A 12,478-nucleotide genomic window follows, 5' to 3' on the forward strand; every position below is an offset into this window, starting at 1 on the left:
CGTTCGGCTTGCTCGCGCTGGGCGGTCTCCATCAGATCAAGCTGGCGGTCGCGCCGTGCGCCGGCCCGGCTCATCAGCCACAAGCCTCCGGCAATCAGCAGGCATTGCAACAACCCCACGCCGACCTGCGCCCACATGGCGGTGATTTGCGATTCCATTCTGTTATCTTTACCAAAAAACCAAGGAACAAATCCATGCGCAAAGAGGAACTTTTCTTTGTCCTGCTCACAGTCGCGCTGGCCGTCCTGTTCGCCGGCTGCCCTTTTCTTGATGTCCCCTTGGTGCCGGGAATTTGAGGAGGACGCTCAGCGATCAGCCGGCGGTCGGCGTCGAATCATCCGCTTGACCGTATAGCGCAGCAAGACTTCATCCGTGGTGTTCAACACCTGCTGCTCAAAGGTGACGACGCCCCGGTCAGGCTTGCTCGTTTCCCGCTTGGAGACGACCCTGATCTTGACCCGGACCGTATCCCCGCAACGCAGTGGCGCCGGCACCTGCATGTCTTCGATGCCCAGCAGGGCCAGGCCGCCCCGGGCCAGGCCAGCCTGAATCATCAGGCCCTCTGACAGCCCAAAGGTGAACGCGCCCGGAGCAATCCGGCTGCCAAACAGGCTCTGCTGCTTGACAAATTCCATGTCGATGAACAGCGGCTCGGTGAAGCCAAACAGGTTGACGAAGGTGACGATGTCGGTTTCCGTCACCGTCCGGGCGGCGGTCTCGTACTCGGCCCCCAACTCGTACTGTTCATAATACTCAACGGCCATGGCCCCTCCTTTCCGAGCCGCAAGTGTCATAGCTTCGGGAGGGGAAGTCAAGCGGCCGGGAGTTGACAAAAACACCCGGCTGCCGCTTATTACAAGCCTATGAAAAAGCGTGTTGCTGTGGTCGGAGCCACGGGCATTGCCGGACAACAATTTCTGGTTGCCCTCGAGAATCATCCCTGGTTTGAGGTCGGTCTGCTGGCCGCCTCACAGCGGTCGGCGGGGAAAACCTATGCCGAGGCGATTCGGGACCCCAAGACCGGCGCTCGGCAGTGGTGGTGCCAGGAAGAGCCACCACAACAGATGCTGTCGCTGGTGGTCCACGAGGCGGCGGCGGTTGATCTGAGCGACATTGATCTGGTCTTCTCGGCTGTCGAGTCCGGCCCGGCCCGGGAACTCGAACCGCTGTACGCCGCCACCACGCCGGTCGTCAGTGCCGCTTCGGCCTTCCGCTATGAGGCGGACGTGCCACTCCTGATCCCGGGCCTCAACCTCGACCATATCCACCTGATCGACACCCAGCGGAAAAACCGCGGCTGGCAGGGCTATATTGCGACCCAACCCAACTGCACCACGATTGGCCTGGCGATTACGCTCAAACCCCTGTTCGACACCTTTGGCCTGCAAAAAGTCGTCATGACCTCGATGCAGGGCCTGTCCGGAGCCGGACGCTCACCCGGCGTCATCGGGCTGGACGTAGTGGATAACATCATCCCCTTCATTTCGGGTGAAGAGGAAAAGGTGGAAAAGGAAGCCCAGAAGATCCTGGGCCGCCTGTCGGCCGGCGCCATCACGCCGGCGGATTTTTCGGTCAGCGCCACCTGCACCCGGGTGGCCGTGCTGGAGGGCCATACCGAATCGGTCCTGGCCGTGATGGACAAGCCGTGCTCGGTGGACGACGCGCGGGCGGCCATGATCGCCTTTGGCCAGGAGTTCATCAGCCTCGGCCTGCCTTCGGCGCCCAAGCACATGATTATCGTCCACGACGACCCGTTCCGGCCTCAACCTCGCCTGGACCGCGACGCCGAAGACGGCATGGCGACCTCAGCCGGCCGGTTTCGGGCCGACAGCGCCCTGGACAACGGGGTCAAATACCTGCTGGTCAGCCATAATACCAAAATGGGGGCGGCCAAGGGGGCGGTGTTGATGGCCGAGTATCTCCACCAGCAGGGCTATGTCTGAAAGAGGAAACGTGTCGTCCAGCCGTATGAATAAGGATGACACGTTTCCTCTTTCCAGCAATCAGGTCAAACAGACTTTTGCGTTTTGACCTTTGCCTCTTGACTTTTCTTCCCCTCCCCCATGCCGCCAGCCTACCAACCCGCAGACCTGCCTCCCAAGACGGCCGGCTTCTGGCAGCTGGCCGGACCCGGCGCGGTCTTGGTCGGTCTGTCTATTGGGGCCGGTGAGCTGATCGTCTGGCCGCGCAATACCGCCCAGTTCGGCGCCAGTATGACCTGGGCGGCCGTGCTGGGGGTATTTGTTCAGCTGTGGATCAACTGCGAGGTCGGCCGCTATACCCTGGCCACGGGCGAAAGTATTTACGGCGGCTTTGCGCGGATATCCCGCCATTTTGCCTGGATCTTCCTGGTGCTGAATGTGTGCAGCTGGATTCTGCCCGGCTGGGCGCGGGCGTGTGGTGGGGCGCTCAAAGTTCTGATTGTCGGCCCTCAGGGCTGGGGAGACCCCTGGATGTGGACGACGATTACCTTTGTCGGGGTGGCCTTGGTGCTGTTTGGGCCAAAGCGGGTGTACGCCTCGCTGGAGCATACGGTTGAAGTCCTGGTGGTGTTGATTACCCTGGGGCTGGTTGCGCTGGCGTTTTCGGTCGGCGATGCGGCGACCTGGAAAGACTTGGGTAAAGGCATCCTGAACATTCCGTACAAAGACCCGGATATGGCCTTGTACGCCCTGTTCTCTTCGGTCGTGTTTGCCGGGGCCGGGGGAACCGCCAATCTGTTCTTCTCCTTTTATATCCGTGACAAGGGCTGGGGGATGGGCAGCCTGGTGCCGAAAGTGCTCAACCCGCTGCGCCAGCGTCAGGAAACAACGGCCGAGCGCGCGTTTCAGATCACCACCGACGCTGACAATATGCAGCGCTGGCGGGCCTGGTTCCGGCATCTGCAGCTCGACCAGGTGCTCTTTTTCTGGCTGCTGAACACCTTCACGATTGTGCTGTTTATCTATGGGGCGTTGGCCGTGCTTCATCCCCGCGGCATTGTCCCCAACCAGGAGCTGCTGGTGTGGCAGGAGGCGGAAATGCTGGGCAGTTTGTGGGGCTCGTTCGGGAGGCTGGTGTTTCTGCTGGTCGGCACCGCGTGTCTGTTCAGCACCCAGCTGACCCTGATTGATGGGGTAGCCCGGTCATGCGCAGATATTCTGCATACCAATTACGCCTGGGCTCAGAAAAAACCGCTCAGCTGGTGGTACGGCACAATTGCCGTGGCCTGGATTGTGGTCGGCATCGTGCTGACCTATGTCTACGAGAGTCTGCCGCCTATCCTGTTCCTGCTGGGCTCGGCTTTTTTCGGCGGGATTGCCATGGCCATCTACACGCCGCTGGCCCTGGTCCTGAATCGCACCCGGTTGCCGGCCGCCCTGCGGCCCGGCCCGCTACGCTGTACGATGCTAGGGATGATCAGCGCCTTCTACATCATATTTGCGCTGGTCTCGGTTGTGGTGCTGGTGCAACGCCTGTTTGTCTAGCGCCTCTCCCCAAACCAAAACGGGCGACCCGTAGGTCGCCCGTGGTCACATGCCGACTTAGACGCTACCCGACAGGGTAAACGCGATCACCAGGGCGTAAATCGCCAGCGCCTCCATGAAAGCGATACCGATGATCATCGGTGTCTGAATCCGGTCGGCCGAGTTTGGGTTGCGACCGATGGACTCCATCGCCGCAGCAACGGCCCGGCCCTGGCCCAGACCCGCGCCAACCGCAGCAACGCCGATCGCCAGGCCGGCGGCCAGGGCAATCATGCCGCGCGAGGTGTCGCCCCCATCCGCAGCGAGTGCCGCACCGCTCGTTGCGAGCAGCATGAGCAGGGCAAACGCCCCAGTCAACCATACTTTCTTCATACCTCTACTCCTTTCTTGCCTCCCAACGGCAGAGACCTGGGCACGCCTCTCTTGTCCTCCTCACCCGTCCTCGCCCCTCTCCCCCGGGATGGCTGTTGGGTATGCTGTTTTTTCCTCTTCCGTCCTAGTGATGCTCGTCATGGGCCACGGCCAGCGACACGTAAACCATGCTGAGCAGAGTAAAGACAAAGGCCTGGACCAGGGACACAAACGCCCCGAGGCCATAGAACACGACCGGGACACCGATCTTGGTCAGATCGGTGAAGATCTCCAGCACCACATGGTCGCCGGTCATATTGCCGAACAGGCGCAGGCCCAGGGAAAAGGGTCGGACAAAATTGTCAATCAACTCCAGAGGCACCATCAGAAAGCCCAGCCACCAGATCGGCCCCACGAAGTGCTTCAAATAGGCCAGGCCCTGTTCTCGAAAGGCGAAGAAATTGTAGGCCGTGAACGACAATATTCCGAGGGCGAGGGTGACGTTGAAATTGCTCGTCGGCGGCAAAAAGCCCGGCACCAGACCGCTCAGATTGGCAGCCAGAATGAAGAGAAAAAAGCTGCCGTAGAGATGCACATAGCGCCGCGCCTGGTGTCCCAGGATGCCCTCGGCCATACCCGACACGCCCTCGACCAGCAGCTCGGCCATGTTGCGCAGGCTGAGCGAATCATCCGGGATATTGGGGTCTGGGGCGGCCTCCATCTGCCGCTTGGCCCGGTAGGCCAGGAAAATGAGCAGACCGGTTATCAGGAGGGAGGTCGCAATGTGCCCGGGTAGAATATTCAGTCCGGGAATGGCGGAGACCCAGGTAAACGGGTGGTGTTCCATTAGTGCTTTTCCACCAGATCTTGAGTTTCGGTTCGCGGTTCGGACAGGCCAACTATCACGCAGGCCAGCAGCAGTAAAGACACCCCAACCGCAAAGCTCTGTCCGTGGACCGGGTAGCGTAGCAGCAGGGCGCTCAATAGCCCCAGAAAAAACAGGCCCTTGGCCACAAACCAGACGGCGGCGCGCGAGCGGCTGGGCTCGCCCTGGGAGGGGGCCGACAGCAGGCTACGGACAAGCTTTTTGAGCAACCAGAAATTGCCGTGCATGACAGCCCCGCCCAGCAGGAGGCTCAGCCCATGCCCATATCCGAGCAGCCAGCTCAGCCCAGCCCCCAGGCCGATCAGCACGAGGTTCAGCCGCTCAATCTTTTCTATCGTGGTGGGGCTGGTCTGCATGCGCAAAAGAGGAAACGTGTCAACAGGGCTCATGTGGTTGGAGGACACGTTTCCTCTTTTGGCCCAGACAGGTGCTGGAGAACCACAATCAGGCGGTACAGCGCTCCGGCCATCCCGCAGACCGCGCCAAGAACCAGCAACACGGGGGCGGTCCCCCACAGGCTGTCGAGGTAGCGCCCGAGGAAAATGCCGGCCAGCACCGCCCCGGCAAACTCAAAGCCCAGGGCGCCATATCTGCCGTAGGTCAGAAGCGTGGAGTTACAGGCCATACCAATCACGAGCCGAGTTGCTGCATGACTTGTGTGGCGGCAAAGACGGTTTCGTCAATCTCGGCCTCACCGTGGGCCAGGGACACAAAGGCCGCCTCGAACTGGGAGGGCGGGAGATAAATGCCACGTTCGAGCATGCCGTGAAAATAGCGGGCAAACATCGCCGTGTCGCAGCTGACGGCGCTGGTGTAATCGCGGACCTGCTCAACGCCAAAGAAGACGGTGATCATTGAGCCGAGCTGGTTGACGCAGGCCTGGACGCCGGCGTCTCGAACAGCTTTGCGTAATCCGTCTGCCAGACGGCTGCCGCTTTCGTTCAAGCGTTCGTACGCGCCTGGAGCGTTCATGAGCTTGAGCGTTTCAATACCGGCTGTGACCGCCAAGGGGTTTCCCGATAGGGTTCCGGCCTGGTAGACCGGTCCGAGCGGAGCGAGACAGTCCATGATGTCCCGCCTGCCGCCGACCGCAGCCAGCGGCAGACCGCCCCCGATCACCTTGCCAAAACAGCTCAGATCGGGGTCTATCCCGTACAGTTCCTGGGCGCCGCCGCGTGCCAGGCGAAACCCGCTCATGACCTCGTCAAAGATGAGGACCACCCCGGCCTCGGCAGTCAGCCGTCGCAGCTCGGCCAGGAAATTCGGATCGGGCAGTACCACGCCCATATTGCCGGCAACGGGTTCGATAATGACCGCGGCAACCGTGTCGGGGTTGGCGCTGAGCTGGGCCTCAACGCTGGCCAGATTATTGTACTCGGCGATCAGGGTTTGGCTGGCAAAGGCTTCGGGCACGCCTTTGCTGTCAGGCAGACTTAGGGTCAGGGCGCCCGACCCGGCTCGGACCAGCAGGGCGTCGGTATGGCCGTGGTAACAGCCGGCGAACTTGATGATCTTGGTCCGTTCCGTATAGCCCCTGGCAATCCGCAGGGCCGTCATCGTCGCCTCGGTGCCGGACGAGGTCAGGCGGACCGTGTCAACCGACGGAACGGCATCGACGACCATTCGCGCCAGCTCAATCTCTTTGGCAGTCGGTGCGCCAAAACTTGTTCCGCGTTTGACCGTGTCTTCAAGGGCGCGCACGACCTGAGGGTGGGCATGGCCGGCAATCAGCGGGCCCCACGAGCCGATATAATCGATGTACTCTTTGCCATCCGCGTCAACCACACGACAGCCACGACCACGCTGGATAAAGCGCGGCGTGCCGTCTACCGCCCGCCAGGCGCGCACCGGACTGTTGACTCCGCCAGGTATGATTTCCTGGGCTTGGCGAAAAAGCTTATCTGACGTGGACATAGCGCGTTTTCCAACCTCACGATAGGTTACCCCGTGCTAGCACCGGCCGTCTGGCGCGTCAAGGTAAAAAAATATTGTGCTGGAAAATCAGTGACTTTTCAGACCCTGACACCGCGTTCCTTGTATTTCTCATCAAAAACGTCTACACACCGTGGTGCGACACCGGACGCACTCTCTCTTTCTCGAACAGATATGTTGTAAAAGATGGTCTTCTCCTTTGCTTCGCATCCCTATGGCTTCTTGAGCCAGGTTCCGCTGGGATGGAGGAAAAGAAGAGGGGAGAGAAGCGTGTGGAAAAGCCTGTGGAAAGGGTGGAAAAATCCTTCTTGGAATGAGGATTTAGCGAGTTATTCACAGGTGTGGATAACTCGCCGTAAGACTTGGGACGAGTATGAGGTATGGATCGGGTGTGGGAAAACGTACTGGACGTTGTTGAGGAAAAGATTGGGAAGACCAACACCGAGACCTGGCTGAAACCGGCCCGTCCGATTGGACTGCGAGGAGACACCTTTCACCTGGAAGTACCGAGTCCGCTTTTCCGTGAATGGCTCCTCAACAATCTTCTTGAACCGCTTGAAGCCTCGCTGGCCTCTGTCCTCGGCCAGACGGCACAGGTTGCGATCCACGTTCACAGCGGTCAGCAGGGCGAGCTGTTTCCGGCCGACGACGCGCCGACCCAGGCGGTGGCGCAAGGTACAGGTACCAAGCGGCGCGCCAAGCCAGCTTCCAAACCGGAAACGCCCACCAAAAGCAAAGGTCGTCCTCCCAAGAAAAGCGGGCTGCTGCAGAACTTTACCTTCTCCAGCTTTGTGGTCGGAGGCGGGAACCAGTTCGCCCATGCTGCGGCCCGGGCGGTGGCTGATCATCCCGGCAATCACTACAACCCGCTGTTCATCTATGGCGGAGTGGGGCTGGGTAAAACCCACCTGATCAATGCCATCGGGCATGAAAGCCTCGTCAGGCAGGGCCGTAGCAGCGTGTTTTATCTGTCCTCCGAGTCTTTCACCAATGAGCTGATTTCGCACATCCGTCGGGACCGGATGGACGACTTCAAAAATAAGTTCCGCCAAGCCGATGTGCTGATTGTCGACGACGTCCAGTTTATGTCTGGACGAGAGCGCACCCAAGAGGAATTCTTTCATACTTTCAACACTTTACACGAATCACACAAACAAATTGTGATCACCTCGGATAAGTTTCCGAATGAGATTCAGGGGCTGGAAGAGCGACTGCGCAACCGGTTCGAGTCGGGTCTGATTACCGATATTCAACCGCCCGACCTGGAAACCCGGGTGGCGATTTTGCAAAAAAAGGCCCAAGCCCGGAAAATCCAGATTTCGTCCGAGGTGGCGCTGTTCATTGCCTCAAACGTCACCGCCAACGTGCGCGAGTTGGAAGGCGGTCTCAATCGACTCGGTGCCCTGTCAAGCATGAATGCAACGCCGATTACCGTCGATTTTGCCCGTCAGGTGTTGCATAACCTCGTCAAGGAGAAGGGCCCGAAGGTGACAATCGAAATGGTCCAGCAGGCCATTGCCAAATACTTTGGCATCCGGGTCAATGACCTGATTTCCAAAAAACGGACTAAACTGGTCGCTTTTCCACGTCAGGTTTCCATGTACCTGTGCCGCAAGCTGGCGAATGCCTCCTACCCGACGATTGGCATTCGGTTTGGCGGCAAAGATCACACCACCGCCTTATACGCCTGCAATACAATCGAAAAACGGCTCAAACACGACGAAGAACTCCGCGCCATCCTGGACCGAATTGAAAGCACGATCTACAGCCAGCACGTCAAGGACCAGCCCTGATGCCCGATCTGGATCCTGCTCTCAGCCGCCTGAACAATGCGTCAGCCTGTGGATAACCCTGTGGATAAGCTGTGGATAACTTGAGGGGGGGTGTGGATAACTTGAGGGGGGGGTGTGAATAAGTGGCTGACTTATCCACAGGGGGTGTGAATAACTTCTCTTTATAAATCAATGACTTCAGTGAGTTATCCACATATTCACAGCCCCCTACTACTACTAGTCTTATATATTCTATAGAAAGAGAGAAGAGAGAACCCCCAATACACCCCAAGCCCAGAGGAAGCCGGTATGGAATGTCTGGTGGAAAAAGACGAGCTGCTGCGCTGTTTATACTTGGTCCAAGGAGTGGTGGAGAAACGCTCTTCGCTGCCCATTCTCGCCCATGTCTTAATTGAATCAAACGGCGAGCAGGCCGAGGCTGAGGATACTGCCTTGTCGCTTCGGGCCACAGATTTGGAGATTGGGATTCGACAGCACTGCCGAGCGCAGGTCAAGAAGCGTGGCTCTATTACCACCGATGCTCGCAAGCTGTATGAAATCGTCCGTGAGTTACCGAGTGTGGGTGGCAGCTCTTCCGATCCAACCGTCATTGTTCTGCGCTCGGCCGGAAGTGGCTGGGTCGAGGTCAGCAGCGGAAAATCCCGGTTTCGGATGGCCAGCCTCGATCCCAAAGAGTTTCCGGCCATCGTCCAGGACGAGGCCGACGGGGCGAGTCTCAGCCCGGCGTCGTGCCCCAGCGAAGTCCTGCGCGAAATGATTGAGAAGACGCTGTTTGCCACCTCGCCGGATGAAACCCGGCTCAATCTGAGCGGGGTGTATGTCGAGGCCCTGGATTCGGGAAAGCTGCGTATGGTGGCCAGTGACGGTCATCGTTTGTCCCTCATCGAACGCCAGGCCACGATCACCGAGCCAGCGGCTTGGCCCAAGGTCATTCTGCCCCGCAAGGGGCTGCTTGAAGCCCGCAAGATTCTGGAACGGGGTGAGGGCGAGGCCAGCTTCTCTTTGCAGGCCACGACCGCAGGGCTCCGCAAAGAGGCCACCGCGCTGTCGATGCGGCTGGTTGAGGGCGAATTCCCGGATTACCAGCAGATTCTACCGACCGAGCACAATTTCCTGATTGCCTTCTCCCGCGAGGAGTTGTTGAGCGCGCTGCGGCGATTGTTGATTCTGACCACCGAACGCTCGCGCGGGATCAAGCTCCAGATCGAAGCCGGGAAGGTCGAAATCTCGGTCAATACCCCCGACCTTGGAGAGGGGGTGGAGGAGATCGCCACAGACTACAGTGGAGAGAATATCGCCGTTGGCTTTAACGGCCGCTACCTGGTGGAAGCCCTGACCGTTATGGAGGAAGGCCAACAGATTACGCTGTCGCTCAAGGATGATATGAGTCCGGGTCTGCTCAGAACGGTCAAGGATCAGGACTTCTCGTATGTGATCATGCCGATGCGCATATTTTAATTTTACAAAAACGTTTTAAAATCTCTCTTTTGTGCGGCCTGTGAGTTTACTTCACAGCCAGAAAATGATAACCTTCCAGCGAGAAAACAGCCAGAAAATAAGCGTTTTTCTGCTCTGGCGATCAGTCTGGAGAGTGCATGCTCGAACAAGAATACGGGGCTGGCCATATCAAGGTCCTGGCCGGTTTGGAGGCGGTTCGCAAACGGCCGGGGATGTACATTGGAGATACCTCAGTCCGCGGTCTCCACCATCTGGTCTTTGAAGTAGTTGATAACTCCGTGGACGAAGCGCTTGCCGGGCATTGTACCCATATTCGAGTCGCCATTCACATTGATAATAGTCTCACCGTCGAGGATGACGGCCGGGGGATTCCGACCGAGATTCATCCCACCGAGGGAATTTCCGCAGCTGAGGTGGTGCTGACTAAGCTGCACGCGGGTGGAAAATTTGACTCCAGCGCGTATAAAGTCTCGGGCGGGCTACACGGAGTGGGCGTTTCCGTGGTCAACGCCCTGTCGGAATCGCTGGAAGTCGAGATCAAGCGGCACGGAAAAGTCTACACCCAGGAGTACCGGCGCGGTGAGCCGATAACGCCACTCCGAGAAAGCGGCCGCGTTGAAACCAGCGGTACCCGGGTGACCTTCAAGCCCGACCCGCTCATCTTCGAGGTCTCGGAATTCAGCTTCGACGTGCTTTCCCAGCGGCTGCGGGAATTGGCCTTTTTGAACGGCGGCCTGTACATTGCGATTGAGGACGAACGCGATCAAAAACGTCATGATTTCCACTACCAGGGTGGGATTGTGTCGTTTGTCGAGCATCTGGGGGTGGCCAAGAAGCCGCTTCACTCCGAGGTGATTTACCTGACCGGTAGGAAAGGCATGGCCGAAGCCGAGATTGCCCTGCAGTGGAACGAGGGCTATACCGAGAACGTCTACACCTTTGCCAATAATATCAACACGATTGAGGGCGGTACGCACCTCAGCGGCCTGAAATCGGCCTTGACCCGCACGATCAACTCCTATGCCGCGGCCAACGGCCTGCTCAAAGCAGGGGCAACCCAGGCATCACCCGTTCAGGGCGAAGATATCCGCGAAGGACTGACAGCCGTCATCAGTATCAAAGTGTCTGAGCCGCAGTTCGAAGGCCAGACCAAAACAAAGCTGGGCAATAGCGATATCAAGGGCTTTGTCGAGACCCTGCTCAACGAAAAGCTGGGCATTTACTTTGAAGAGCATCCGAACGAGGCCAAGCGAATCATTCACAAGTGCATAGAGGCGTCCCGCGCCCGAGAGGCGGCTCGCAAAGCGCGGGATCTGACCCGACGAAAAGGCGCCCTGGATTCTGGTTCCCTACCCGGTAAACTGGCCGACTGTCAGGAACGCGACCCCTCGCTGAGCGAGATCTATTTTGTTGAGGGCGATTCGGCCGGTGGCTCGGCCAAACAGGGCCGCGACCGCCGGACCCAGGCCATCCTGCCCCTCCGGGGCAAGATCCTGAACGTCGAAAAGTCCCGCTTCGATAAAATGCTCTCCTCCCAGGAAATCCGGCTGTTGATCACTGCGCTCGGGGCGGGCGTCGGAAAAGAGGAAACCGACCTGTCTAAACTGCGCTACCATACCGTCATCATCATGACTGATGCGGACGTGGACGGCTCGCATATACGGACCCTGCTGCTGACCTTCTTCTACCGCCAGATGCCGGGGTTGATTGAAAACGGCCACATTTACATCGCCCAGCCGCCCCTGTATCGGGTCAAAAGAGGCAAAACCGAGCGCTACCTGAAGGACGAGACAGCCCTGGATGAATTTTTGATTGATCTGGGAATTGAAAACGTCCGGGTCGGACCCTTATCGGGGGAGGGGCTGAAGGAGTGGATCGGGACGTTCCTGCGCTGCGAGAAGCTGTTCGAGATGGTTGAACGTAAGCACAAAGATGTCCGGCTTGTGCGTGCCCTGCTCACTCAATCCCGTCTTTCCCCAGCGGTGCTGACCGATACACCCCGCTTGACCGAGATCTGTCGGGCGGCCGAGTCGTTTGCCCGCCACCACTTTCCCGACCTTATTCCGGTCTCTTTTTCGATTGAGACCGACCCCACGCTTGGCGGCTCCCGCATTATTGCCACCGCCAAGCTCAATGGATCGGGCATCCGAACCGTCATTGACGGCGATTTTCTGCACTTTCCCGAGGTCCAGGAGATCGGCCGCCTGCTTGAGCAACTGCGAGTGATCGGACAGGCGCCGTTTGTCGTGGTCCACAAAGACGAAGAGCACCCCCTGGCCCAGCAGCGCTATATTGTTGACTACATCCTGTCTCGTTCCCGCCAGGGAACCGAAATTCAGCGCTATAAGGGTTTGGGCGAGATGAACCCCGAACAGCTGTGGGAAACGACCATGAATCCCGACACCCGGCGTCTGCTCCAGGTCCGGATTGAGGATGCCTATGAGGCAGACGAAATCTTCGCTACACTGATGGGCGACGAGGTCGAACCCCGACGGCGATTCATTCAAGAAAACGCCCTGGCGGCCAAAAACCTCGATATCTGATCCCAAGCTTTCCGACTGTCATGGAAGAAGCGCACCGTCCCAGGAAAG

12 protein-coding genes are annotated in these 12,478 nt (G+C 58.7%); 6 read left to right on the top strand and 6 right to left on the bottom strand.

Translation table 11 applies throughout. The features are described from left to right. Positions 1-296 (top strand): hypothetical protein (locus tag J4F42_07980; protein ID MCE2485436.1); only part of this gene is annotated, 296 nt, incomplete at its 5' end. 9 nt (positions 297-305) lie between these two features. On the opposite strand, the gene J4F42_07985 is transcribed toward J4F42_07980, so the two are convergent. Further along, positions 306-764 (bottom strand): MaoC family dehydratase N-terminal domain-containing protein, encoded by a 459-nt coding sequence (locus J4F42_07985; GenBank protein ID MCE2485437.1) that lies wholly within the window; start codon positions 762-764, stop codon positions 306-308. Between the two features lie 99 nt (positions 765-863). Here J4F42_07985 and asd point away from each other — a divergent pair, with 99 nt between their 5' ends. Both asd and J4F42_07995 read left to right on the top strand, forming a co-directional pair. Beyond that, positions 864-1,943 carry an aspartate-semialdehyde dehydrogenase gene (asd, locus tag J4F42_07990; GenBank protein ID MCE2485438.1) on the top strand — a complete coding sequence of 360 codons (1,080 nt, stop codon included), beginning with the start codon at positions 864-866 and terminating at the stop codon, positions 1,941-1,943. A gap of 120 nt (positions 1,944-2,063) precedes the next feature. Beyond that, positions 2,064-3,467: an Nramp family divalent metal transporter gene (locus J4F42_07995; protein ID MCE2485439.1), complete on the top strand. Its 1,404-nt coding sequence runs from the start codon at positions 2,064-2,066 to the stop codon at positions 3,465-3,467. A 57-nt stretch (positions 3,468-3,524) separates the two neighbouring features. On the opposite strand, the gene atpE is transcribed toward J4F42_07995, so the two are convergent. The 5 genes from atpE to hemL all read right to left on the bottom strand — a co-directional run bounded on the left by atpE (position 3,525) and on the right by hemL (position 6,618). Further along, positions 3,525-3,839, bottom strand: coding sequence for an ATP synthase F0 subunit C (gene atpE / locus J4F42_08000; GenBank protein ID MCE2485440.1), 315 nt, complete (start codon positions 3,837-3,839; stop codon positions 3,525-3,527). A 124-nt stretch (positions 3,840-3,963) separates the two neighbouring features. Continuing rightward, a complete protein-coding gene (gene atpB, locus J4F42_08005) occupies positions 3,964-4,665 on the bottom strand; it encodes a F0F1 ATP synthase subunit A (protein MCE2485441.1) in 702 nt (233 codons plus the stop codon). Next, positions 4,665-5,108, bottom strand: coding sequence for a hypothetical protein (locus tag J4F42_08010; GenBank protein ID MCE2485442.1), 444 nt, complete (start codon positions 5,106-5,108; stop codon positions 4,665-4,667). The genes atpB and J4F42_08010 overlap by 1 nt, the downstream gene beginning before the upstream one ends. Beyond that, entirely contained in the window at positions 5,090-5,329 is a 240-nt protein-coding gene (locus J4F42_08015; GenBank protein MCE2485443.1) for an AtpZ/AtpI family protein, read from the bottom strand. The genes J4F42_08010 and J4F42_08015 overlap by 19 nt, the downstream gene beginning before the upstream one ends. A gap of 5 nt (positions 5,330-5,334) precedes the next feature. Next, positions 5,335-6,618, bottom strand: coding sequence for a glutamate-1-semialdehyde 2,1-aminomutase (gene hemL / locus J4F42_08020; protein MCE2485444.1), 1,284 nt, complete (start codon positions 6,616-6,618; stop codon positions 5,335-5,337). Positions 6,619-7,016: 398 nt separating this feature from the next. Here hemL and dnaA point away from each other — a divergent pair, with 398 nt between their 5' ends. The 3 genes from dnaA (at position 7,017) to gyrB (ending at position 12,430) form a co-directional block, all read left to right on the top strand. Next, on the top strand, positions 7,017-8,429 hold the full coding sequence (gene dnaA / locus J4F42_08025; protein ID MCE2485445.1) for a chromosomal replication initiator protein DnaA: 1,413 nt from the start codon (positions 7,017-7,019) through the stop codon (positions 8,427-8,429). 288 nt (positions 8,430-8,717) lie between these two features. Then, positions 8,718-9,887: a DNA polymerase III subunit beta gene (gene dnaN / locus J4F42_08030; protein ID MCE2485446.1), complete on the top strand. Its 1,170-nt coding sequence runs from the start codon at positions 8,718-8,720 to the stop codon at positions 9,885-9,887. 137 nt (positions 9,888-10,024) lie between these two features. Then, a complete protein-coding gene (gyrB, locus tag J4F42_08035; GenBank protein MCE2485447.1) occupies positions 10,025-12,430 on the top strand; it encodes a DNA topoisomerase (ATP-hydrolyzing) subunit B in 2,406 nt (801 codons plus the stop codon). Positions 12,431-12,478: the final 48 nt, after the last annotated feature.

The sequence above is a fragment of the Desulfurellaceae bacterium genome, assembly GCA_021296095.1.
Lineage (GTDB): Bacteria > Desulfobacterota > Binatia > Bin18 > Bin18 > JAAXHF01.